The organism is Sphingobium sp. (genome assembly GCA_035196065.1).
Classification (GTDB): domain Bacteria; phylum Pseudomonadota; class Alphaproteobacteria; order Sphingomonadales; family Sphingomonadaceae; genus Sphingorhabdus_B; species Sphingorhabdus_B rara.
The window spans coordinates 2336286-2359201 of record CP136575.1 but is presented as its reverse complement, the minus strand read 5'-3'; the positions used below and the strand labels follow the sequence as shown (position 1 = coordinate 2359201).

Below are 22916 nucleotides of genomic sequence, written 5' to 3'. Positions count from 1 at the left end.
GGAGGGCCTCTGCGATGGCCCCATTCAGCGGCGATACAGCTTCCGCCAGCGACAGGGGCGAAAATCCTTGGCGGCGGAGCCAAGTGCAATTAAGGGATGACCATGCAGAAAAAGCTTATCGCTCCGATCGTCCTTGCCACATCCGCACTGTTGCTTTCGGGCTGCGCAATGCTCGGGGGCGGGGGTGGCCGTGGTGGAGCGGACACGCGCTATGTCGCCCGTGACGTGAATACGCTTTATACCGCCGCCAAGGAAAAGCTTGATGCCGGTAATTATCAGGTGGCCGCCGCGCTTTTTGACGAGGTGGAGCGCCAGCATCCTTATTCGCCATGGGCGCGCCGTGCGCAGCTGATGAGCGCATTTAGCTATTACATGGCGCAGAAATACACCGAATCGACCGCTTCGGCGCGCCGTTTCCTGTCGATCCATCCCGGTAACAAGGACGCGCCTTACGCCTATTATCTGATCGCCCTGAATTATTATGAGCAGATCAGCGACGTCACACGCGACCAGAAAATTACCCAGCAGGCACTGGCCGCATTGGGCGAGGTGCAGCGCCGTTATCCCAACACCCGCTATGCCGCAGACGCCGGGCTGAAGATTGATCTTGTGAACGACCATCTGGCCGGCAAAGAAATGGAAATCGGCCGATTCTATCAACGCCGTGCACTTTGGCTCGCTGCCAGCCTGCGGTTCCGCGAAGTCGCTGACAAATATCAGACGACAACGCATACGCCCGAAGCGCTCTATCGGCTGACCGAAAGCTATCTTGCCATGGGCGTTCCTGAAGAGGCGCGTAAATCGGCGGCGGTTCTGGGGGCAAACTATCCCGGAAACAAATGGTATCAGCGCGCTTACGATCTGATGCAGAAGCACGCGCCGGGCGCCTGATTTTCGGCTTGGGCTATTGCCTGAAAAGCCAATGATTGCTGAAAGCTGTCTCGACTTCGCCCGGTGCTGACGGTATCGCTGGGAACAGGTGATGAACTGAGATGCTGACCGGGCTTTCCATTCGCGATGTAGTGCTGATCGAAGCGCTGGACCTTGCTTTCGAGCAAGGCCTGGGCGTGCTTACCGGTGAGACCGGCGCCGGCAAATCCATTCTCCTCGACGCACTGGGTCTGGCGTTGGGCGTACGCGCCGATAGCGGGCTGGTTCGCGCAGGTGCGGAACGGGCTCAGGTCACTGCCAGTTTCGACGCGCCGTCAGCGGCGATTGCCCTGTTGAGCGACAATGACATAGTGCTGGAAAGCGGCGAGCCGCTGCTGATCCGCCGTTCCGTTCGCGCCGATGGAGGGAGCAAGGCCTTCATCAATGATCAGCCCTGTTCCGCTGCCTTGCTGCGCGAATTGGGGACGCAGCTTGTTGAAATCCACGGGCAGCATGACGATCGCGGCCTGTTGAACGCGCGCGGCCACCGCGCCTTGCTCGACAGTTTCGGCCGCTGTGATGCCCAGGGCGTCGCGTCCTTGTTCGCAGCATGGCAGGATGCAAAGTCCCGGCTTGATGCCGCCCGCGAGGCGCTGGAAAATGCGGCGCGTGACCGTGAATGGCTGGAACATGCCGTGGGCGAATTGCGCGCCTTTGCAGCTCAGCCCGGCGAAGAGGAAGAATTGGCGACCGAGCGCGCCACAATGCAAAAGGGCGAACGAATCGCCGAAGACTTGCGCACCGTGCTGGAAGCGTTCGACGGTTCAGATAGTGGCCTTGCAAAGCTGCGTAGCGCAGCGCGTCGTCTTGACCGGTTGGGCAGCGAACATCCCTTGCTGGCAGAGGCACTGACCGCGCTGGATCGGGCAGTGATCGAGGCGAGCGAAGCCGAGGATAAACTTCTTGCGGCAACCAATGCGCTGAGTTTCGATCCCGCGCGTCTCGATGCAATCGAGGTGCGGCTGTTCGAACTGCGCGGGCTGGCGCGCAAACATAATGTCCAACCCGACACATTGGCGCAATTGACAGATGATCTGGCGGCCAAGCTGGATGCGATTGAAGCAGGCGGGGAGGGGTTGGCAAAGCTGGAAGCTGAAGTCACCCGAACAGCTTCTGCCTATCGTTCTGCCGCCGAAGCATTGTCTCAATCGCGCGTCGCTGCCGCAGCCAGGCTCGACAAGGCAGTCGCCGCTGAACTCGCCCCGCTCAAACTTGACGCTGCACAATTTCGGACCGAGGTTGAACGCCTCGGCGAAGACCGGTGGACCGTGCACGGCATGGACCGCATTGAATTTCTGATCTCCACCAACCCGGGAGCGCCCTTTGCGCCACTCGCCAAGATTGCATCGGGCGGCGAATTGTCACGTTTTATCCTCGCGCTGAAAGTTGCGCTGGCCGAAGAAGGCGGGGCGACGACGATCATTTTCGACGAAATCGACCGCGGGGTCGGCGGGGCAGTTGCCTCTGCCATCGGCGAACGGCTTTCGCGGCTTGCCAATGGCAGCAACGGAATCGCAGGTAAACAGCTTCTAGCCGTCACCCATAGCCCGCAGGTCGCGGCCAAGGGGCAGGCGCATTATTTCATCGCCAAGTCGAGCGAGGGCACCGTCACTCGCACCGGCGTTACCCGCCTTGACGCCGATGGGCGTCGCCATGAAATCGCACGCATGCTGTCGGGTGCGGAAATCACCGATGAAGCCCGCGCACAGGCCGCGCGGTTGATGGAGAGCGTGTGAAACGGTTTGTGATCTTGCCTTGTTTGTTGCTCGCGGCTTGCGCAACAACGCCTCCGGCCCCATCACAAGGTTTCTTTGAAAATCTGTCGATGCTGTGCGGCAAAAGCTTGCCGGGTAGGCTGGTTGCCGGTGACGCAAGCGACGTCGCCTTTGCCAATGCCGATATGCGTGCACATGTGCGTGAATGCAGTGACAAGGAAATCCGGATTGGCTTCGACGTCGGCGAGGACCGTTCGCGGACATGGATCATCAGCCGGGTTGGCGATGGGTTGCGGTTAAAGCACCGGCATTTGCTGAGAGATGGCAGCGAGGATCCCGTTTCGCAATATGGTGGCGATACTGTTTCGACAGGTACATCGACGCGGCAGGAATTTCCGGCTGATGCTTTTTCGAAAACCATGTTCGTTCGCGAAGGGCGCCAGATATCAACCACCAATGTTTGGGCATTCGAAATCGAACCGAAAGCAAAGCTGACCTATGAACTGGCGCGTCCTGGTCGGTTGTTCCGGGTTGAGTTTGACATCGCGCGGCCATCGGATCGTTGACCATGAGTGGCCTGAATATGTCCGAAGCCGAAGCGGCAAATGAGCTGATGCGCCTTGCCAAGGCGATTGCGCATCATAACAAGCTTTACCACGCCCACGATGCGCCCGAACTTTCGGACGCTGAATTTGATGCGCTGGTGCGGCGGAATAATGATCTGGAAGCCGCCTTTCCGCATCTTGTTCGCGCCGATAGCCCCAATGCTCAAGTGGGCGCAGCGGTCGAGGCATCGCCACTAGCGAAGGTTGCCCATGCCAAGCGGATGATGAGCCTCGACAATGCCTTTGCAGATGAGGATGTTGAGGATTTCGTCGGTCGGGTACGCCGTTTCCTGAATCTTCCCGTTGATGCACAGGTCGCCTTGACCGCAGAGGACAAGATTGACGGCCTGTCCTGCTCGCTACGTTATGAAAATGGCGTACTGGTGCAGGCGGCAACGCGCGGTGACGGACAGGTGGGTGAGGATGTGACCGCCAATGTGCGGACGATCGCGGATATCCCGCAGCAGCTTTCCGGAATTATTCCCGCCATTTTTGAGATTCGCGGCGAAATCTATATGGCAAAGGCCGATTTCGAAGCGCTCAATGCCCGGTTGCTGGCAGAGTCCGACGATCCCGAAAAGGCGCGGCAATTCGCCAATCCGCGCAACGCGGCAGCAGGTTCGTTACGGCAGAAGGATGCAAATGTTACCGCGTCCCGGCCATTGCGCTTCCTTGCCCATGGCTGGGGCGAGGCGAGTGATTTGCCCGCAGACACGCAATTTGGTGTGATGGAGGCTATGGTAGGCTGGGGCGTTCCGGTGTCGCCTTTGCTGATCCGTCTGGAGAATGTTGCGGCGATCCTTGGCCATTATCGCAACATCGAGGCGCAGCGCGCCGATCTGCCTTATGATATTGACGGGGTCGTCTATAAGGTGGACCGGCTCGATTGGCAGGAGCGTCTGGGGTTTGTTGCCAAGGCTCCGCGCTGGGCGATTGCGCATAAATTTCCCGCGGAGCAGGCCGAAACGACGCTGGAAGCGATCGACATTCAGGTCGGGCGGACCGGCAAGCTGACCCCTGTCGGGCGGCTGAAGCCCGTCACCGTCGGCGGTGTGGTTGTCTCCAACGTTACACTGCATAACCGCGATGAGATTGCCCGGCTTGCCGTACGCCCCGGTGATCGTGTGAAGGTGCAGCGGGCAGGGGATGTCATCCCCCAGATTGTCGACAATCTATCGCGCGAGGAATCGCGCATAGCGTATTCCTTCCCCGATCATTGCCCAGAATGTGGCAGCGAGGCGGTAGCCGAAGAGGGCGAGGTCGACGTGCGCTGCACTGGAGGCCTGATCTGCCCGGCGCAGCGGGTGGAGCGCCTGAAGCATTTTGTCAGCCGCGCTGCGCTCGATATTGAAGGGCTCGGCGAAAAGACGATTCAAGAATTTTTTGAACAAGGCTGGTTGGAAAGTCCGGCGGATGTCTTTCGCCTGCGTCGGCGGCGTAGCGACATTTTGGCGCGCGAAGGTTGGCAGGAAAAGTCTGTGGATAACCTTTTGGCAGCGATTGAGGCCAAAAGACAACCCGATGCGGCGCGATTGCTGTTTGCACTGGGCATCCGCCATGTGGGTGCAGTGACCGCGCGTGACTTGATGAAGAGTTTTGTCGCACTACCCCGCCTGCGCGAAGTGGCAACTTCGGATGAAGGCGCGACCGAATTGACGCAGATTGACGGCATCGGACCTGCGGTTGTGGAGGCGTTGCAGGATTTCTTTCACGAACCGCATAATGTTGCAGTTTGGGAAGATTTGCTCAGTGAGGTCGCGCCGCCTGACTATATCGTTGAAAGCCGCGCTTCGGCAGTGACGGGCAAGACCATCGTCTTTACCGGTGCACTTGAAACCATGAGCCGTGACGAGGCGAAGTCACAGGCGGAAGCTTTAGGCGCCAAGGCCGCCGGTTCGGTATCCGCCAAAACCGATTTGGTGGTGGCTGGGCCGGGTGCGGGGTCGAAACTTAAAAAGGCGCAGGAACTGGGGATAGAGGTTATCGATGAAGCCGCCTGGGCCGCAATCGTCGCTGCCGCAGGCTAATCGAACCAGTGCATCACGCCGCCGGGCATCGGCGTCCAAATACCCATGCGCACACCTGCGCGGCGCAAGATTGATCCCGTCCATTCATTGCAAGTGATGATCGCCGAATAATGGCCGTGACTGTCGTAAAACAGATTGTCGGGGCCATAGGCGGGATAGGCTTTGCTGCGCCCGTCAATCAGGCGGAACGTCGCGCGAATGTCGCGGATGATTGAATGATATTGCGCGGTGCTCACGGTAAACTGTTTGCGGAAACTGGTCGGTTGGGGATCGACCAGATGATAGACATGCAGCGTCGTTTCGTCCGACCCGATGATCGCCGAGCCAATATCGCCGCTTTGAACATCTGCCCAAGTCCGTGCATTGCGATACACGCGCTTATGACCCCAGCCGATCATCGCATGGGTGCCGTAAAGGTCGCGATTGGTGAGATGTTGGGGAGCGACCAGGTTGGAAAGGTCTTCACCCGCCGCCGCCATGGGAACAACAAGGCTGACATGAACACCATTAGTCTCGACGAAAATTGGAATTCCGTCTTGCGGCTCGCGCCAGCCATTATTGGCGGGAATGAAACTGCCTGCCAATGCTGCGGTGAAATAGAGGCCCAGAAGCAATAGCGGCCATCCAATGAGGGCACGCAATGCGCTTATCCTGCTGTTGATCCGAAAAAGTTTCAAGTGTAACTATATTCCATGGCCGATGTGACCCATGTCTATGACACGCCGCCGCAGGGCGCAAATGCCGACTGGACGATCCCGCAGCAGTGGGAGCGATTCAGCGCAGATGAGCATGGGATGTGGGACAGGCTGTTTGCCCGACAGTCGGCAATGCTGCCTGGGCGCGCGGCCGATGCTTTCATGCGCGGAATTGACCTGCTCAAGCTGGAACAGCCGGGCATTCCCGATTATCGTGCGCTCAATGCAAGGTTGATGTCAGCGACCGGATGGCAAGTTGTTGCGGTGCCCGGTCTTGTTCCGGATGCGGTGTTTTTCGACCATCTGGCGAATCGCCGCTTTCCTGCTGGAAATTTCATCCGCTCACCCGAACAGCTGGATTATCTGCAGGAACCAGATGTCTTTCACGACGTGTTTGGTCATGTCCCGATGCTCGCCGACCCGGTCTTTGCCGATTATATGGTGGCTTATGGCAAGGGCGGTTTGCGTAGTCTGGGTTTTGGCGCGCTGCACAAATTGGCTCGGCTATACTGGTACACGGTTGAATTTGGCCTGATCGAGGAAGCTGGCGGTCTGCGCATTTACGGTGCGGGGATCGTCTCAAGCTATGGTGAAAGCCTCTTCGCGCTTGATGATCCCAGCCCCAATCGTATCCGTTTCGATCTGCTGCGGCTGATGCGCAGCGCGTATCGGATTGACGATTATCAGCAGAATTATTTCGTCATTCCGTCAATCGAGCATCTTTTGAAAGTGACGGTCGAAACAGATTTCGCTCCGCTCTATGCCCAGTTGGAACGGCTGCCTGACATAGCGATTGCCGATGTCGTCCCAAGTGATGAGGTGATTACCCGCGGGACGCAACAATATGCCCAGCGGCGGCGGTGAAGCGGCCGCTATGGCCAGTTACCACGTGCCGAAATCGCCCGGTGGTTGGCTTGTGCGTCCGTCTGCCCGGATTGGCCGCTGCCAGCGATAGCGTCGACGCTTGATCAGCCAGAGGCAAGGCCAGTCGCCGGTATCATGCCGCATCTGCAGACGAAAACCCTCGCTCCGATAGGCACGCAACACACCGTCTACCTGTGTGTCGAGTAGACCTGCAAGGATCAGCGAACCGCCATCGCCGGTGACTGCCGCAAAGGATGGCGCGAGTTCGATCAATGGGCCAGCCAGGATGTTGGCGATGACAAGATCATAGGGCGCGCGTTGCTGGATCAGGACATGGTCGGTGCCAGTGGCGGCGCATAAGGCAACTTCACCGATCGAGAGACCAAGCGGTACGCCATTGTCGGCGGCATTGCCCATGGTCACTTCGACGCTGACCGGATCGATATCCGATGCGGTGACATAGGCGCGTTGCCAAAGGTGGCGTGCAGCAAACGCCAATAGGCCGGTGCCGGTACCGATATCGGCGATATGATCATGCCTTCTGCCAGCGCGCTTCATCCGGTCGAGCATGGCCAGGCAGCCGCTGGTTGTTTCATGACCGCCGGTGCCAAAGGCGCGGCTGGCCTCTATTAAAAAGGGAGTAGCACCGTCCGGAACCACGCCTTTATTGGTCGATGTATGGACGTAGAAGCGCCCGGCATGGACCGGAACAAGGCTCTGCTGGCTCATCACCAGCCAGTCTTCGTCGGGCAGTTTCTCGGCCATGGGCAAAGGCCCGGCCGCGCTCGGCAGCCTTGCCTGTATCGCGGCGATCAGCTGTTGGTCGGGCTCTTCCGCAAAATAGGCTTTGACCTGCCAAGCAAGGTCATTGAACGCCTCTACCTCTTCGGCCACGACGGTTGGCATCGGTTCAAGCAATGCCAGCCACTCATCATCCTCATGCAGCGCTTCGGCCTCTGCACGGGTGCAGGGCAGGGTGACCAGCCAGTTCATGCTATAAATGCATCAGCGAACATAGCTGGCGCCGTTCACGTCGAGAACCGCGCCCGTCATCGAGGGCGGGGCCTCCAACGCGCAGAAACGGACCATGGTGGCCACTTCTTCAGGCATTGCGACGCGGCCAAGCGGAATATCGGCGAGCAGTTTGTCGCCGCCCCGGCTGGCAAGATAATCGTCGGCCATGCCGGTCATGGTAAAGCCCGGGCAGATGGCGAAGGCGTAGATTTGTTTCGAGGCATAGCCCCGCGCGATCGTCTTGGTCATTGCCAACATGCCGCCCTTTGATGCGGCATAGTGCCAGTGCAGCGGGCTATCGCCGCGGTGGCCGGCGCGGCTGGCGACATTGATGATGCGCCCTTCCTGGCCGCGTTCCAGCCAATGAAGGACGGCAAGACGGCATAATTGTGCCGATGCGGTCAGGTTAATCGCCATGGTCCGTTCCCAGCCATCGAGCCATTCGATATCGCTGCTCTCGATCGGATTGGGTTCAAAAACACCAGCATTATTGATCAATATGTCAATCCGGCCGCCTATCTGTTCCATCGCGGCCTCCCAGATCTGGGAAGGGGCCGCCGGATCGGAAAGGTCGCCATCCGCGCTGGAGGTTGCGTGCACCAGCACATTGTCGTCGCTTAATTCATCGACAATTGCTGCACCAATGCCGCGCGAACCGCCGGTTACCAATATATGTAAAGTCATGGTCGCTGCTTTTCACAGCAGCACGCGAAATTCAACCTCGGTGCGAAAGATTTGCAGCAAATTTGCGGGCATTTGCCTGATGGACCCGGATCCTGCTTACATGCAACTGCCGCTGGTTTACCCTCTGTTATTCGCGCTTACTGAAAATGGAACAGCCAGCGCTTGCACAGGGCGACCAACTCGGTAAAGAGCATCGCAAAGCAGAACAGGGATCATTGCCAATGGCGCAGAATTCTAAACGGCCGATTTCGCCGCATTTGCAGGTCTATAAATGGGGACCGCATATGGCGGTTTCGATTTTCCACCGCGCGACAGGTTTTGTTTTGGCGACAGCGGGGATGCTCACGCTTCTCTGGTGGCTTGCCTCCATTGCCGGCGGACCCGAGAGCTATGCGACCTTCCAGTCATGGGTTGTTGCAGCCGGTGATGAAGCGACGACTGCACAAATCGCCAGCAACTGGTTCTTCCGTATTGCGGCGCTGGGGATCACATTCAGCTTTTTCCAGCATGTCGCATCGGGCGTTCGCCATTTGCTGCTTGATGTAGGCGCGGGATATGAACTGACGCAGAATCGCACCTGGTCGATTGCTGTCTTCATCGTTTCGTTGTCGGCAACGGCTTTGGTCGCTTTGCTTGTCGCGTCGCGTTTTCTGGGGGTCTGACAATGGGTAATGGAACCGGATTGGGTCGCGTTCGCGGACTGGGCTCTGCCAAGCATGGCAGTGAGCATTGGATCAAGCAGCGCGTCAGCGCACTCAGCAACTTGCTGCTGACCGGCTGGCTGGTGCTGTCATTGCTGTTGTTGCCGAATTTCCAGCATGAAACCGTCGCAGCCTGGCTGGCACAGCCGCTAGTTGCCGTGCCGATGATCCTCATGCTGGTCAGCATCTTCAGCCATGTTCGCCTTGGCTTGCAGATCCTGATCGAAGATTATGTTCATGACGAGGGCAGCAAATTTGCCGCGATCGCCATCCTTCATTTTTATGTAATCGGCGCCGCTGCCTTCGGCATCTTCATGGTCGCCAAACATGCCTTCACCGGAGCGCCCGCCTGATGTCAGAGACCGTTTCTCCCGCTTACAAGATCATCGATCATACCTACGACACCATTGTTGTCGGCGCCGGCGGTTCTGGCCTGCGTGCGACAATGGGGTCGGCAGAGGCTGGGTTAAAAACAGCCTGCATCACCAAGGTGTTTCCGACCCGTTCGCACACTGTTGCGGCGCAGGGCGGCATTGCGGCCAGCCTTGGCAACAACTCGCCCGATCACTGGACCTGGCACATGTACGATACCGTCAAAGGGTCGGATTGGCTGGGTGATCAGGATGCGATCGAGTATATGGTGCGTGAAGCCCCGGCTGCGGTTTATGAACTGGAACATGCCGGGGTTCCGTTTTCGCGCAACGCCGATGGCACCATCTATCAGCGTCCTTTTGGCGGCCATATGCAGAATATGGGCGCAGGCCCGCCGGTGCAGCGCACCGCAGCCGCTGCTGACCGTACCGGTCATGCGATGCTGCACGCGCTCTATCAGCAGAGCCTGAAATATGACGCGGATTTCTTCATCGAATATTTCGCACTCGACCTGATCATGGAAAATGGCGAGTGTCGCGGCGTGATCGCGCTGTGCATGGACGACGGCAGCATCCATCGTTTCAAGGCACATGCCGTCGTGCTGGCGACTGGCGGCTATGGCCGCGTCTATCAGACCGCGACATCGGCCCATACCTGCACTGGCGACGGTGGCGGCATGGTGCTGCGTGCTGGCTTGCCGCTGCAGGATTTGGAGTTTGTGCAGTTCCACCCTACCGGCATTTATGGTGCGGGCGTCCTCATTACCGAAGGTGCGCGCGGTGAAGGCGGCTACCTTACCAACAGCGAAGGTGAGCGTTTCATGGAACGCTATGCCCCGTCCGCCAAGGATCTGGCATCGCGCGACGTTGTGTCACGCTCAATGGCGCTGGAAATCCGCGAAGGTCGCGGCGTTGGTCCGAACAAGGATCATATCTTCCTGCATCTCGACCATATCGATCCAGCAGTACTGGCTGAGCGTCTGCCGGGCATCACCGAAAGTGGCAAGATTTTTGCCGGTGTAGATCTGACCCGCCAGCCTTTGCCGGTCTGCCCGACCGTACACTATAATATGGGCGGAATTCCGTGCAATTTCCACGGCCAGGTCGTTACCAAAAAGGGTAAGGACCCCGAAGTTATCGTGCCCGGCCTATATGCCGTTGGCGAAGCGGCTTGCGTTTCGGTGCATGGGGCAAACCGCCTTGGCTCCAACTCGCTGATCGACCTTGTCGTATTCGGCCGTGCCACCGGCCTCCACCTCAAGGACAATCTGAAGCCTAACGCACCGCACCGCCCATTGCCGCAAGATTCGGCTGATCTGGCACTGGCCCGCGTTGACCATTTCCGCCACGCCAAGGGTGGTTCGCCAACCGCACAGGTGCGCGCCGAAATGCAGCAGGCGATGCAGCGGCACGCTGCTGTGTTCCGTGATAGTGCGTTGCTCGCCGAAGGCGTCGAGGCAATGGCCAAGGTCAACAAGCGGCTTGAGGATGTGGCCGTCACCGACCGCAGCCTCGTCTGGAACACCGATCTGGTCGAAACGCTGGAACTCGACAATCTGATGGCGCAGGCAGTCTGCACGATGGAAAGCGCCAATGCCCGCAAGGAAAGCCGCGGCGCCCATGCGCATGAGGATTTCCCAGACCGCGACGACAAGAATTGGATGAAGCATACTGTCAGCTGGTTCGATGGCTGGGGCGGCAAGGGCGGCAAGGTGAAGCTCGATTACCGCCCGGTTCATGATTATACGCTGACCGACGAGGTGGAGTATATTGCGCCGAAGGCGCGCGTTTACTGATCCCGGATTTCAATTCAGCATCAAATGACCACCCCGGCCACGTGCCGGGGTTTTCATTTGTGAAACAATAAGCGGCTGCGGAAATCGCGACTGACGATAAGCGCCCCGATCAGGCTGCGACTGCCTCAAATGCGCTTGCGGTGATCGCTAGGCTCCGCTTCCTCTTTTCATGATCGAAGATTGAGGCTGCAACGATGATCTCGTCGGCATTGGTGCGCTTGGCGAATGCCTCTATCCCTGCATTTACCGTCTCCGCCGAACCAATGGCGCTGCAAGAGAGTACATCCTGCAGGGCTGCAACCGCGCCGGGGGGCAGCGTTTCGAGATAACCCTCGACAGGCGGCGGCATCTGGCGTGGATTGCCGGTGCGCAGCGCGACAAAGCTTTGTTGGATCGATGTCGCGAGATACGCCGCTTCTTCATCGCTATCGGCTGCGATCACGTTCATGGCCGCCACGGCATATGGCCGGTCGAGCATCTTGCTGGGCCGGAACAGGTTGCGGTAGATCTGTAATGCTTCGTCGAGCATCTGCGGCGCGAAATGGCTGGCAAAGGCAAAGGGCAGGCCCATATGTGCCGCCACCTGCGCGCCAAAAAGGCTGCTGCCAAGAATGTAGAGCTGGATATCCGCCCCCGCGCCCGGAGTGGCGCTAAGCCCGGTGCGGCCATCATCGGCGAAATAGCTTTGTAATTCCATGATATCGCGCGGGAAAGCATTGGGATCGCTATCCAGATTGCGACGAATTGCTTGCGCCACGCGCATATCGCTGCCCGGTGCCCGGCCGAGCCCCAGATCGATGCGGCCGGGATAAAGTGCATCGAGTGTGCCGAATTGCTCGGCTATCACCAGCGGCGCATGATTGGGCAGCATGATGCCTCCGGCGCCGACGCGGATGCTTTTGGTCGCAGCAGCGATATGGCCGATAACGACCGAGGTCGCTGCGCTTGCGATGCCCTTCATGCCATGATGCTCGGCAACCCAATAGCGGGTGTAGCCAAGACTTTCGGCATGGGCTGCAAGGTCGGCAGCATTGGCCAGCGCTTGCCCAACTGAGCCGCCTTCGGTGACGGGAACAAGATCAAGGATCGAATAACGGTGCATGGCGCACATCTAGGCATTGGGCCCGGCTATTGCCAAGCGCAATCGACAGCCGCGTGCCGCTGCCATAGGATGGTCAAATGTTCACCGCCAACTTCTTGCCCTTTTTGTTCACCGCTATTCTGATCGAGCTTACACCTGGTCCGAATATGGCCTGGATTGCTTTGACTGGTGCCAGCGTTGGCAAGCGGGCGGCGCTGGCTGCGACTGCAGGCATCGCATTGGGGCTTGCCGTTGTTGGAATGGTAGCTGCTTTCGGGCTGGCGGAGCTGGCTCAAGCCTCACCTTATTTGTTCGCCTTGCTGCGTTATGCGGGGGCAGCCTATCTTCTGTGGCTCGCCTGGAAGGCGTGGCAGGGCATGGGTGATGTTTCGCCTGAGCATGCACATAATGGCAATGTACGCTGGTTCCGCCACGGGTTGTTCCTCAACCTGTTGAACCCGAAAGCGGCGCTTTTCTTTATCGCGATCCTGCCCAATTATGTCGACAATATTGCGCCGGTCATGCCGCAGACCTTACTGCTTTCGGCAACCTATGTCGCCGTTGCGACGCTTGTGCACCTCATTCTCGCATTGCTTGCCGGGCAGGTGCATGGCTGGTTTGAAAGGGGGAGGAATGCAATCATCCTCCGCAAGATTTGTGCCCTTTTGATTGCGGCGGTGGCATTATGGTTTCTTGCCAGCACAGCTCGATAGTCAAACATTCACCTGCCGTTCAGCTTAAAAATCGCAGATGAAATGTGCATTTTCATCGATGAACTGAGTTTAGAGGAGCTTATCTAATGGCAACCGAGCGATCTCCGGGATTCAAGCTGTTCTTTGCGGGGCTTGTAGGCATCGTCCTCGTGATCCCTCTGTTGATGGTGTATGCTCTGTCATCCGACCGGCAGTCGCAGGCGGCAACCGCCCGGGCCTCGATCGCGGCGGGATGGGGCGGGCCGCAGGTGATTGTCGGACCGGTGCTGGTTATTCCCTACACAACCATCAGCGTTGAGACGGTGAACGAAAACGGCAGGGAAACCACACGCTCGGTTCGGGTCAAAAAGGAGCTTTTCCTGGCTCCGGAGACCAATGCTGTAACAACCGAACTGAAGCCTGATCGTAAGAAGAAATCCATCTATGAAAGCGTTCTCTTTGTGGCGCGGAATAGCGGAAAGGCTCGCTTTGCGTTGCCAGCGGACTTTGCACGATACGGAATACCCCGCCAAAATCTGGATCTGGCGAGCGCCGAACTGCGCTTTGGCATATCGGATGCCCGCGGGCTGCAGAAAGATAGCAAGGTTATGGTCAACGGCCAGCAATTGGCCTTGCAGCCTGGTAAAGGCCTTGCAGCGTCAAACAATTCGGGTTTTTTCACCTTTTTCGACTGGAGCGGCACGGCCCCGATCGACGTTGGCTATGAATATGCAATTCGAGGAAATGAATCGCTAACGCTCGTTCCCCGGGGTGGCGAAACCAGCTGGGATGTTAAATCAACATGGCCAAGCCCAAGCTTTGCAGGCGAATTTCTGCCGGTTCGTCGCACCGTCAAGTCCGATGGTTTCACATCCAGCCATGCTGTTACGAATCTGGCCCTCGGCCAGTCGATCGTTGCGACCGAAGACAATGCACCACCGATTGTCGGGCAGCCATATGAGATGGTCGTCTCAGAAAGCTCGCGCTCGGCACCTGTCGTGGGCGGTCCTTCGCAAGCTGCAACCATCGGATTGATCGAACCGGTTGATCTTTACAGCCAGGTGGACCGGTCGGTGAAATATGGTTTCCTGTTCATCGGCTTCACCTTCCTCGCCTTTCTGATGTTTGACGTGGTTGGCGGCGCACGGGTGGCGGCTGCGGAATATCTGCTGACCGGGGCAGGGCTGGTGCTGTTCTTCGTGCTTCTACTCGCTTTTGCCGAGGTTGTTGGTTTCACCATTGCCTATCTGATTGCCGCAGCCGCGATTACCGGTTTGCTGACGACCTATTCGGCCGCTGTGCTGAAAAGCTGGCTCCGGGCCCGAGTAATTGGCGGCTTGCTGGTCGGGCTATACGCAACGCTCTATGTGCTACTTAACCTGGAGGCTTATTCGCTGCTTATCGGATCGCTGCTACTCTTTGTGGCGCTGGCAGTGGTGATGTGGGCTACACGGCAGATTGATTGGTCTGCCAAGCGCGAATTGGTTGACGAGGCTAACGCCAGCGCAGCATAGAGCTGTTCAGTTCCGCGACGGATCGGACGCCCATGAGTTTCATGCCGCGTTCGATCTCGTCGCGCAGCTTTCCGACAACGCGCTCGACACCGGGTTCGCCGGCCGCGGCCAAAGCATAAAGGTACAGCCGGCCACCTGAGCAGGCGGTGGCACCCGCTGCCAGTGCCTTCAGCACATGGGTACCACGCCGCACGCCGCCGTCGCAGATAATATCCACCTGACCGCCAACCGCATCTGCGATTTCGGCGATCTGGTCAAAAGGCGATCGTGACCCGTCAAGCTGCCGGCCGCCATGGTTTGATACCATGATTGCCGTTGCGCCAATATCGACCGCGCGCTTTGCATCCTCCACCGACATGATGCCTTTGAGGCAGAATTGCCCGCCCCATTCGGCGCGAATAGCTTCGGCCATTTTCCAGTCCATCGACTGGTCGAGCATGGTGTTGAAATAGTCGGCCACCGATACGGCAACATTGCTGCCTTCACTAACATGGGTGGAAAGGTTGGGCAGGCTGAACTTTTCGCGGAAAAGATAGTTGGCAACCCATGTCGGGTGCGTTGCATAGCTGAGCACCGATCCAGGCGTGAAACGCGGCGGGGAGGTGAAGCCGCTGCGCAGGCAGCGTTCGCGATTGCCTGCAACAATGGTATCTACCGTCAGCGTGATAGCATCGAAATTCGCTGCCTTGCACCGCTCGACCATCGACCGGTTCAGCCCCTTGTCTTTGTGAATATAGAGCTGAAACATCTTGGGGGTCTTGATCGCTGCGCCCACCTCCTCAATGCTGACCGTCGCAAGGCTTGATATGCCGAACCATGTGTTGAAGCGTTCGGCAACAACGGCAACGGCACGTTCGCCCTGCCAATGGAACAGCCGCTGCAGTGCGGTGGGTGAAAGGAACAGCGGCATGCCGATCTTTTTCCCCATCACCGTCGTCGTCATGTCGATATCGGCAACGCCTGCCAGAACATTTGGTACAAGGTCACAATCGTCAAAGGCCGAACTGTTGCGACGCTTCGTCACTTCGTCATCACCGGCCCCGTCAATATAATTGAACACGGGCGAGGGCAGGCGCTGCCGGGCAAGCTGGCGAAAATCCTCTACATTATGGCAATCGGAAAGCTTCAAAACCCACCCCCGTCGATCACGACGGCGCTGGCCGAGGCGATCCTTCTTCAACCCGAACTAATTGGAAAGTGATGGCGTTGATCGGCTGAGCCGACAATCCTTTTCTTAGAGGACGCCCCGGAAAAAGTCGCAGCTATTCGGATCACCGCTTTTCAAACCCTGCTGCAGTGCCGCCACGCGTTGCTGCGACGTGCCATGGGTGAACATGCTTTCTACAGGTGCGCGACCAGCTTGCTTCATCAGCGTGTCGTCGCCGATCGCATTGGCGGCGCGCATGCCTTCCTCAATGTCGCCGGGCTCGATCCGTTCTGCGTTACGTGCCGCCCATACGCCGGCATAGCAATCCGCCTGCAATTCCATTCGGACTTGCAGGGCATTGCCCTCCGCTCGGCTGACGCGTGCCTGCGCCTCCCGAACCTGATCGGCGATGCCGGTGATATTCTGGATATGATGGCCCATTTCATGCGCAACGACATAGGCATAGGCAAAATCATTGCCCTGACCGCCGGTCATCTGGTCCAGTTGCTGGAAAAATGTGGTGTCCAGATAGATGCCCTGATCTGCCGGGCAGTAGAACGGCCCCATTGCGGCCTGTGCCGCGCCGCAGCCCGATTGGCCACCGCCTTGATAAAATTCCAGCTTGGCCGGCTGGTAACGCGCTCCTGCCTGCGCAAAGATATCGGTCCAACTGCTTTCAGCGAGCGTGAACACCCGGCAGGCAAAAAGCTCACTCTTGGTGTCACAGCTTTTATTGGCGCCGCTTCCCAATGCTTCGTTGCCGACCTGCGTGGCCGGCCCGCTCGCCAGATTAATGCCGCCGCTGCTGAACATGAAAAAGGCGAGTGCGCCCAATATCAGGAGGGTTCCGCACCCCAGCTTGCGACCGAATAACAAGGGCAGTAGGCCGAGAATAAGGCCGCCCATGCCGCCGCCACCGCTAAAGCTGCCGCCGCCTGCGCCCTGATCGTTGATATTGCCACTGGGATCGATGTCGTCGAGACGCATAGGAAATCTCCTGACCGGCTGCGATCGAGCATTGCGGTTTTGTCGGAAAAGCGCAAGGAAGTAAGCCGTGTTTCCGCTTCGCAGATAAGGGCTTTTTACATGTTCCTCAAAGGCAAGACCGCATTGATCACAGGTTCGACCAGCGGCATCGGCCTCGCTTATGCCCGCGGTCTTGCGGCGGAAGGCGCGAATGTGATGATCAATGGTTTCGGCGATGCGACCGAAATCCAAGGCTATGTCGAAGAATTGATCCGCACCAGCAATGCAGGTGCGCTCCATTCGGGCGCAGACATGACGCGGCCAGACGAAATCCGCGCGATGGTGGCGGATTGTACCGCCCGGCTTGGAGCGCCCGATATCCTGATCAACAATGCCGGCATCCAGCATGTTGCCCCGGTCGATGAATTTCCCGAAGACAGATGGGATGCGATCATCGCGATCATCCTTTCGAGTGCGTTTCACACGACGAAGGCGGCGTTGCCGAGCATGAAGGAGAAAGGCTGGGGCCGGGTGATCAATACCGGGTCGATGCACAGCCTTGTCGCATCGCCGTATAAAAGCGCCTATAATGCCGCAAAGCACGGCATTGCCGGCTTTACCAAGACGATTGCGCTTGAGGTTGCCACTCAAGGCATCACAGTCAACTGCATTTGCCCGGGTTATGTCTGGACGTCGCTGGTGGAAAACCAGATCCCCGACACAATGAAAACCCGAGGGCTGACGCGTGATCAGGTAATCAATGATGTTTTGCTCGCCGGACAGCCGCAGAAGAAATTCGTGCAGGTGGAGCAGCTTGCCGCGATGGCGCTGTTCCTCTGCCGGGATGAGGCAAGCGCCATTACCGGCGCCAATCTATCAATGGACGGCGGCTGGACCGCCCAATAACGGATCGGATCAGGGAGAGAGATTATGAAGATGAAATGGCTACTTGGCGCTGCACTTGCACTGACGATCACTGCGCCGGTGCGTGCCGATGCGCTGCGTGAGGCGATTGCAAAGGATATGCCGTCGCTGATGGAAATCTATCGCGACCTGCACGCCAATCCCGAACTCAGCTTTCAGGAATTTCGCACGGCAGAAAAGCTTGCTGCAGAGGCGCGCCGACTGGGTTTTGAAGTAACCGAAAAGGTTGGCCAGACGGGCGTCGTTGCTGTCCTGAAAAACGGCCCCGGCCCGGTCGTGATGATCCGTGCCGACATGGACGGATTGCCGGTGGAGGAACAGACAGGGCTTCCTTATGCCTCCAAAAAGCGCGGCGTTAGCAAGTCGGGTACCGAGTCGGGCATCATGCACGCTTGCGGTCATGATACACACATGACCGCATGGGTTGGCACCGCGCGGCAGCTTGTCGCCAATCGGAACAAATGGTCCGGCACCCTGGTGATGATCCTGCAACCCGCCGAAGAAATCGGCGCAGGTGCAAAGGCTATGCTCGATGACGGCCTTTATACGCGCTTTCCCAAACCTGATTATGTCATCGGCTTCCATGACGCAGCGCAGTTTCCGGCTGGCACGATCGGCTATTCCAGCGGCTGGGCGCTCGCCAATGTCGATAGCGTTGATATCAAGGTGAAGGGCGTCGGCGGTCATGGCGCCTATCCCCAAACGACCAAGGACCCGGTTGTATTGGCGGCCCGTATTGTCTCTTCGCTACAGACGCTGGTCAGCCGTGAAGTCGATCCGCAGGATGCGGCGGTTGTGACCGTGGGGGCAATCCATGGTGGCGCGAAGCATAACATCATTTCCGATGAAGTGACGATGCTGCTAACTGTGCGCAGTTATTCCGACGAGACCCGCAAGTTGCTGCTTGATGGCATCCGCAGGATAGCCAAGGGCGAAGCCATTGCTGCCGGTATGCCTGAAGAGAAGATGCCCCAGGTTTTCGTCAATGAAGCTGAGTTCACGCCCGCGACCTACAATACCGAACCGCTTACCGGCCGAATTGTCGAATCATTCACCAAGCGCTTCGGCAAGGATCGCGTGATCGAAACTAAGCCTGTTATGGGTGGTGAGGATTTCAGCCAGTTCTATCGTGCGGACAAGGCCAATGTGCAAAGCCTGATCTTCTGGGTCGGTGGCGTGCCGCAAGCCGATTATGACGCCGCGATGAAGGGCGGAAAATCCTTGCCGTCGCTGCATTCGCCTTTCTGGGCGCCTGAGGCCGACAAGGTGATCGCTACGGCTTCAGAAGCCATGGCGGCGGCTGCACTGGATCTTATGCCGAAATAAGGCTTTTACTCGCTGACTTGACCGGTTTCGCTGTTGCCACTGGCAATTGACGGCGAACCGGCAGGCCCGATGGGAATGCTACCGGGGCTGGCGACGTTTTCGCTGTTCGACGAATTGCCTTCCGAACCGGCTGGCTGTGCGTCGTTCATCGGTTGGCCAAAGGACCGATAGTCGTCTTCCCAATCTTCCATCGCGTCGTCGTCGCTATCGGCTTCGTCGGTGGTGGCAGGAGGAATAGGGCCGTTGGTCGATGCAATAGGAGCGGGTGCAATCGGTTTCAGCGTTGAAGGGTCATCCTTCGGTTTTCCGGCATTTTCCGGAATTGCCAGCGCGATCAGCGCAGCAACGCCCAAAACGCCGAGAATATATTTAAGGATGTTGTCCATCGCGATACCTGATCAACCAATAACTCTTGGCATTTCCCTAGCCGATGTTGCTTAACGAATGGTTGAACGGCGCGAGCAAAGAAAAAGCCGCCGGCATTTCTGCCGACGGCATCAGGTAGTTTTTCCTCCCCAGGAAAACTCGGATTTCAGCGGCCCATTGCGCTGCCCAATCGGTGATACAGGCGGGCAAATTTCTTGCTTTCCTCACCATCGCTGATGGTGGGGATGTAGTTTTCAAGCGCCTTGCGAATCAGCTTGAAATCTTCGGTTGAAAGCACGGCACGGGAACGTGGTGGTTCTGTCATTTGCTTGCTCCTTACTGAAGGTTTCAGGCGGCGTTGGCGAACTGGTTCATTGTATTGTCCTTGCCACCGGCCTTGAGCGCGGCTTCACCGGCAAAGGCTTCCTTATGGTCATCGCCAATGTCCGAACCGGACATGTTCTGGTGCTTGACGCATGCGATTCCTTGACGGATTTCCTTGCGCTGCACACCTGCGACATAACCCAGCATGCCCATCTCGCCGAAATAATCCTTGGCAAGATTGTCAGTGCTGAGGGCTGCTGTGTGATATGTTGGCAGGGTGATCAGGTGGTGGAAGATTCCCGCCCGCTTTGCCGATTCTCGCTGGAATGACTGGATACGCTCATCCGCCTCTACGCCAAGTTCGCTTTCGTCATAGACTGCGCTCATGAGGTTGGCGCGGTCATATGCCGCCATGTCCCGGCCTTCGGCTGTCCAGGCATCGAAGACCTGCTGGCGGAAATTCAGCGTCCAGTTGAAGCTTGGTGAGTTGTTGTAAGCCAGTTTCGCGTTCGGCACGACTTCGCGGATGCGATCCACCATACCGGCAATCTGTTCGATGTGCGGCTTTTCGGTTTCGATCCAAATGAGGTCGGCACCATTTTGCAGCGACGTGATGCAATCGAGGACGCAGCGATCTTCGCCGGTTCCCGAGCGGAACTGGAAAAGATTTGAGGGCAGGCGCTTTGGCTTCAACAGCTTGCCATTGCGGGTAATGACCACGTCGCCATTGCCGATCTGCGAGGCATCGATTTCTTCGCAATCGAGGAAGCTGTTATACTGATCGCCCAAATCGCCCGGTTCCTTTGAAAAGGCGATCTGCTTTGTGAGGCCTGCACCCAGCGAGTCCGTGCGGGCGACAATGATGCCGTCGGGAACGCCGAGTTCGAGGAAAGCATAGCGGCAGGCGCGGATTTTCTGCAGGAAATCCTCATGCGGAACGGTAACCTTGCCGTCCTGATGGCCGCACTGCTTTTCATCCGAAACCTGGTTTTCGATCTGCAGCGCGCAGGCGCCAGCCTCGATCATCTTCTTGGCGAGCAAATAGGTTGCTTCTGCATTGCCAAAGCCGGCATCGATATCGGCGATGATCGGAACGACATGGGTTTCGTAATTTTCGATCTTCTCCAGCAGTTCGGCTTCCTTCGCTGCATCGCCATTTTCGCGGGCATTATCGAGTTCGCGGAAGAGAAGGTTCAGTTCGCGCGAATCCGCTTGGCGCAAGAAGGTGTAGAGTTCCTCGATCAATGCGGGGACGCTCGTCTTTTCGTGCATGGATTGGTCGGGCAGGGGGCCGAAGTCGCTGCGCAGTGCGGCGATCATCCAGCCTGACAGATAAAGGTAGCGCTTTTTGGTGGTGCCAAAATGCTTCTTCACCGAAATCAATTTCTGCTGCGCGATGAAGCCGTGCCAGCAGCCGAGTGACTGGGTATATTGAGCGGGATTGGCATCATAGGCAGCCATATCTTCACGCATGATCTTGGCGGTGTAGCGGGCGATGTCGAGGCCGGTCTGGAAGCGATTCTGAATGCGCATCCGGGCGACAGCTTCGGGGCTGATTGAATCCCATGTACCATTGTGTGAACCAATGATCTGGCCAGCGGTTGCGATTTCTTCCTGATAAGCCATTTTGACAAATCCTTGCTTGGGAGGTCTAATACAGAAGAACCCTAGCTATGTTCACGGCTGCTCATGAGAAAAAATTGTAAATTATATTGTGTTGCAGTGGTCGAAATTGCGTTCAACCTTGTCATGTTGTAAATAAATTGACATAACTCCGCCATGAGTGAGCAAAAACTTTACGCCGGACATGCCGTACGCCGCATTCGGCGCGCCAATGGTTTGACGCAAACCGCCATGGCAGAGGCGCTGGCGGTTTCGCCCAGCTATCTGAACCTGATTGAGCGCAACCAGCGTCCCTTGACCGCGGCGATATTGCTGCGGCTGGCACAGCGTTTCGATTTTGATGCGCGCAGCCTGACTGGCGCTACCCCCGGCGGCGGCGTGGAGGCGATCAGGCGGCGGCTGGCTGACCCAATTTTTGCCGATCTGAAACTTGACCGTATCCAGATCGAGGATTGGATCGCCGCAGCCCCCGATGCTGCCGAAGCCTTTGCACGCGCGTTTGACCGGTTGTCGGGTGGAGGCGGCGCCCGCGAAGCCGATGCGATTGCCGCAGTCCGCAGCGAAATCGAACGGTGGCGCAACCATTTCGCTGATCTGGACATGCAGGCCGAGGCGTTGGCCGATGAATTGCGGTTGGGCAATGCCGATCTTTATGGTGCGATTGCCGAACGGCTGCGCATCAAGCACCAGCTTTCGATCCGCATCCTGCCAGTGGACGTCCTTCCCGACCGGTTGAAGCGGCTGGACCTGCATGCACGACAACTCCAGCTTTCCGAATTGCTCGATCCCGCAAGTCGCACTTTCGCCGTTGCCAGCGAGCTTGCGCTGCTTGAGGCACGATCCGAGATTGATGCCTTGGTCAAGGGTGCCGATTTTGCCGAACGGGCAAGCGAACGCCTGTACCGCCGCCATCTGGTCGGCTATTTTGCCGCGGCATTGATGATGCCTTACGCCCGTTTCCTGCGCGCCTGCGACGCCACAGGCTATGATATTGAATTGCTGCAACGGCGCTTCGGGGCAGGTTTTGAACAGGTCGCCCACCGGCTGACCACGTTGCAAAGGGTGGGCGCGCGCGGCCTGCCATTTTTCATGATCCGCATTGACCGGGCTGGCGTCAGTTCAAAACGTTATGCTGGGGCAAGCGGTTCGCCGCTCGTTGAAAACGACGCGCGCTGCCCGCTTTGGTCGCTGCACAATAGCTTTGACCGGCCGGGCCAATTGGTGCGCCAGCTTGTCGAACTAGAGGATGGCTCGCGCTGGTTCACGCTTGCGCGCACAGTGCAGCCGCAGACCGGGCGGGCAGGGGGCATTCGTGCGGAATTTGCCGTCGGCCTTGGCTTGGACGCTGGTCTTGCGTCGAGCTTGGCGGCGTCACGCGGACTTGATCTGGCCGGTCCGGGAGCAACTGGCGTAGGTCTTGGTTGCCAAGCCTGTACCCGCCCGGATTGCCCGCAACGCAGTGCGCCGCCTGTTGGGCGCGTACTGGTTTTCAATGATCGCGAACGTGCGCTGACGCCCTTCACCTGGGCGATGGATGAGCCGCAATAAGCC

22 protein-coding genes are annotated in these 22916 nt (G+C 58.0%); 13 read left to right on the top strand and 9 right to left on the bottom strand.

Features of this window, described 5'->3' with window-relative positions; genetic code table 11:
- Positions 1–96 precede the first annotated feature (96 nt).
- The 4 genes from RSE16_11300 to ligA all read left to right on the top strand — a co-directional run bounded on the left by RSE16_11300 (position 97) and on the right by ligA (position 5277).
- Positions 97–891 (top strand): outer membrane protein assembly factor BamD, encoded by a 795-nt coding sequence (locus tag RSE16_11300; protein WRH75288.1) that lies wholly within the window; start codon positions 97–99, stop codon positions 889–891.
- A gap of 101 nt (positions 892–992) precedes the next feature.
- Positions 993–2666, top strand: coding sequence for a DNA repair protein RecN (gene recN, locus RSE16_11295; protein WRH75287.1), 1674 nt, complete (start codon positions 993–995; stop codon positions 2664–2666).
- Complete coding sequence (locus RSE16_11290; GenBank protein WRH75286.1) at positions 2663–3211, top strand: hypothetical protein; 549 nt, start codon at positions 2663–2665, stop codon at positions 3209–3211. Before recN ends, RSE16_11290 begins: the two co-directional genes overlap by 4 nt.
- Positions 3212–3213: 2 nt before the next feature.
- Positions 3214–5277 (top strand): NAD-dependent DNA ligase LigA, encoded by a 2064-nt coding sequence (gene ligA, locus RSE16_11285; GenBank protein WRH75285.1) that lies wholly within the window; start codon positions 3214–3216, stop codon positions 5275–5277.
- Here the strand turns inward: ligA and RSE16_11280 are convergent.
- Complete coding sequence (locus tag RSE16_11280; GenBank protein ID WRH75284.1) at positions 5274–5918, bottom strand: DUF2459 domain-containing protein; 645 nt, start codon at positions 5916–5918, stop codon at positions 5274–5276. The two genes, ligA and RSE16_11280, sit on opposite strands and share 4 nt — an antisense overlap.
- A gap of 51 nt (positions 5919–5969) precedes the next feature.
- On the opposite strand from RSE16_11280, the gene phhA reads away from it, so the two are divergent.
- Positions 5970–6836 (top strand): phenylalanine 4-monooxygenase, encoded by an 867-nt coding sequence (gene phhA / locus RSE16_11275; protein WRH75283.1) that lies wholly within the window; start codon positions 5970–5972, stop codon positions 6834–6836.
- A gap of 18 nt (positions 6837–6854) precedes the next feature.
- On the opposite strand, the gene RSE16_11270 is transcribed toward phhA, so the two are convergent.
- Together RSE16_11270 and RSE16_11265 are read right to left on the bottom strand one after the other, a co-directional pair.
- Positions 6855–7829: a 50S ribosomal protein L11 methyltransferase gene (locus RSE16_11270; GenBank protein ID WRH75282.1), complete on the bottom strand. Its 975-nt coding sequence runs from the start codon at positions 7827–7829 to the stop codon at positions 6855–6857.
- A gap of 12 nt (positions 7830–7841) precedes the next feature.
- Positions 7842–8534 (bottom strand): SDR family oxidoreductase, encoded by a 693-nt coding sequence (locus RSE16_11265; protein WRH75281.1) that lies wholly within the window; start codon positions 8532–8534, stop codon positions 7842–7844.
- Between the two features lie 221 nt (positions 8535–8755).
- Between RSE16_11265 and sdhC the strand changes: the two genes are divergently transcribed.
- The 3 genes from sdhC to sdhA are packed head-to-tail and all read left to right on the top strand — an operon-like array spanning position 8756 to position 11402.
- The gene (sdhC, locus tag RSE16_11260; GenBank protein WRH75280.1) at positions 8756–9196 is read left to right on the top strand and encodes a succinate dehydrogenase, cytochrome b556 subunit; all 441 of its coding nucleotides are present in this window, start codon (positions 8756–8758) and stop codon (positions 9194–9196) included.
- Between the two features lie 2 nt (positions 9197–9198).
- Complete coding sequence (gene sdhD, locus RSE16_11255) at positions 9199–9588, top strand: succinate dehydrogenase, hydrophobic membrane anchor protein (GenBank protein ID WRH75279.1); 390 nt, start codon at positions 9199–9201, stop codon at positions 9586–9588.
- Positions 9588–11402, top strand: a complete 1815-nt coding sequence (gene sdhA, locus RSE16_11250) for a succinate dehydrogenase flavoprotein subunit (GenBank protein ID WRH75278.1) — start codon at positions 9588–9590, stop codon at positions 11400–11402. The genes sdhD and sdhA overlap by 1 nt, the downstream gene beginning before the upstream one ends.
- A gap of 109 nt (positions 11403–11511) precedes the next feature.
- Here the strand turns inward: sdhA and RSE16_11245 are convergent, their stop codons facing one another.
- Positions 11512–12504, bottom strand: coding sequence for an LLM class flavin-dependent oxidoreductase (locus RSE16_11245; GenBank protein WRH75277.1), 993 nt, complete (start codon positions 12502–12504; stop codon positions 11512–11514).
- A 77-nt stretch (positions 12505–12581) separates the two neighbouring features.
- On the opposite strand from RSE16_11245, the gene RSE16_11240 reads away from it, so the two are divergent.
- Entirely contained in the window at positions 12582–13196 is a 615-nt protein-coding gene (locus RSE16_11240) for a LysE family translocator (GenBank protein WRH75276.1), read from the top strand.
- Positions 13197–13282: 86 nt separating this feature from the next.
- Entirely contained in the window at positions 13283–14689 is a 1407-nt protein-coding gene (gene creD, locus RSE16_11235; protein ID WRH75275.1) for a cell envelope integrity protein CreD, read from the top strand.
- Here creD and RSE16_11230 read toward each other — a convergent pair.
- On the bottom strand, positions 14670–15818 hold the full coding sequence (locus tag RSE16_11230) for an alpha-hydroxy acid oxidase (protein WRH75274.1): 1149 nt from the start codon (positions 15816–15818) through the stop codon (positions 14670–14672). The genes creD and RSE16_11230 overlap by 20 nt on opposite strands.
- 105 nt (positions 15819–15923) lie before the next feature.
- Positions 15924–16823, bottom strand: a complete 900-nt coding sequence (locus tag RSE16_11225; GenBank protein ID WRH75273.1) for a neutral zinc metallopeptidase — start codon at positions 16821–16823, stop codon at positions 15924–15926.
- 99 nt (positions 16824–16922) lie between these two features.
- On the opposite strand from RSE16_11225, the gene RSE16_11220 reads away from it, so the two are divergent.
- A complete protein-coding gene (locus RSE16_11220) occupies positions 16923–17708 on the top strand; it encodes a 3-hydroxybutyrate dehydrogenase (GenBank protein WRH75272.1) in 786 nt (261 codons plus the stop codon).
- Positions 17709–17732: 24 nt separating this feature from the next.
- A complete protein-coding gene (locus RSE16_11215; protein ID WRH75271.1) occupies positions 17733–19052 on the top strand; it encodes an amidohydrolase in 1320 nt (439 codons plus the stop codon).
- Positions 19053–19057: 5 nt separating this feature from the next.
- Here the strand turns inward: RSE16_11215 and RSE16_11210 are convergent, their stop codons facing one another.
- From RSE16_11210 to RSE16_11200, 3 genes are all read right to left on the bottom strand, one after another.
- Positions 19058–19438: a hypothetical protein gene (locus tag RSE16_11210; protein WRH75270.1), complete on the bottom strand. Its 381-nt coding sequence runs from the start codon at positions 19436–19438 to the stop codon at positions 19058–19060.
- A gap of 146 nt (positions 19439–19584) precedes the next feature.
- Positions 19585–19743, bottom strand: coding sequence for a hypothetical protein (locus RSE16_11205; GenBank protein WRH75269.1), 159 nt, complete (start codon positions 19741–19743; stop codon positions 19585–19587).
- Positions 19744–19766: 23 nt separating this feature from the next.
- Complete coding sequence (locus RSE16_11200; protein WRH75268.1) at positions 19767–21368, bottom strand: isocitrate lyase; 1602 nt, start codon at positions 21366–21368, stop codon at positions 19767–19769.
- A 153-nt stretch (positions 21369–21521) separates the two neighbouring features.
- Here RSE16_11200 and RSE16_11195 point away from each other — a divergent pair, with 153 nt between their 5' ends.
- Positions 21522–22913, top strand: a complete 1392-nt coding sequence (locus RSE16_11195) for a short-chain fatty acyl-CoA regulator family protein (protein WRH75267.1) — start codon at positions 21522–21524, stop codon at positions 22911–22913.
- Positions 22914–22916: the final 3 nt, after the last annotated feature.

Excerpts from the sequence above, each read along its gene's own strand:
- RSE16_11300 (WRH75288.1), top strand. The coding sequence starts at position 97 with ATGACCATGCAGAAAAAGCTTATCGCTCCGATCGTCCTTGCCACATCC.
- recN (WRH75287.1), top strand. The coding sequence starts at position 993 with ATGCTGACCGGGCTTTCCATTCGCGATGTAGTGCTGATCGAAGCGCTG.
- ligA (WRH75285.1), top strand. The coding sequence starts at position 3,214 with ATGAGTGGCCTGAATATGTCCGAAGCCGAAGCGGCAAATGAGCTGATG.
- phhA (WRH75283.1), top strand. The coding sequence starts at position 5,970 with ATGGCCGATGTGACCCATGTCTATGACACGCCGCCGCAGGGCGCAAAT.
- RSE16_11270 (WRH75282.1), bottom strand. The coding sequence starts at position 7,829 with ATGAACTGGCTGGTCACCCTGCCCTGCACCCGTGCAGAGGCCGAAGCG.
- RSE16_11265 (WRH75281.1), bottom strand. The coding sequence starts at position 8,534 with ATGACTTTACATATATTGGTAACCGGCGGTTCGCGCGGCATTGGTGCA.
- sdhC (WRH75280.1), top strand. The coding sequence starts at position 8,756 with ATGGCGCAGAATTCTAAACGGCCGATTTCGCCGCATTTGCAGGTCTAT.
- sdhD (WRH75279.1), top strand. The coding sequence starts at position 9,199 with ATGGGTAATGGAACCGGATTGGGTCGCGTTCGCGGACTGGGCTCTGCC.
- sdhA (WRH75278.1), top strand. The coding sequence starts at position 9,588 with ATGTCAGAGACCGTTTCTCCCGCTTACAAGATCATCGATCATACCTAC.
- RSE16_11245 (WRH75277.1), bottom strand. The coding sequence starts at position 12,504 with ATGCACCGTTATTCGATCCTTGATCTTGTTCCCGTCACCGAAGGCGGC.
- RSE16_11240 (WRH75276.1), top strand. The coding sequence starts at position 12,582 with ATGTTCACCGCCAACTTCTTGCCCTTTTTGTTCACCGCTATTCTGATC.
- creD (WRH75275.1), top strand. The coding sequence starts at position 13,283 with ATGGCAACCGAGCGATCTCCGGGATTCAAGCTGTTCTTTGCGGGGCTT.
- RSE16_11225 (WRH75273.1), bottom strand. The coding sequence starts at position 16,823 with ATGCGTCTCGACGACATCGATCCCAGTGGCAATATCAACGATCAGGGC.
- RSE16_11220 (WRH75272.1), top strand. The coding sequence starts at position 16,923 with ATGTTCCTCAAAGGCAAGACCGCATTGATCACAGGTTCGACCAGCGGC.
- RSE16_11215 (WRH75271.1), top strand. The coding sequence starts at position 17,733 with ATGAAGATGAAATGGCTACTTGGCGCTGCACTTGCACTGACGATCACT.
- RSE16_11210 (WRH75270.1), bottom strand. The coding sequence starts at position 19,438 with ATGGACAACATCCTTAAATATATTCTCGGCGTTTTGGGCGTTGCTGCG.
- RSE16_11205 (WRH75269.1), bottom strand. The coding sequence starts at position 19,743 with ATGACAGAACCACCACGTTCCCGTGCCGTGCTTTCAACCGAAGATTTC.
- RSE16_11200 (WRH75268.1), bottom strand. The coding sequence starts at position 21,368 with ATGGCTTATCAGGAAGAAATCGCAACCGCTGGCCAGATCATTGGTTCA.
- RSE16_11195 (WRH75267.1), top strand. The coding sequence starts at position 21,522 with ATGAGTGAGCAAAAACTTTACGCCGGACATGCCGTACGCCGCATTCGG.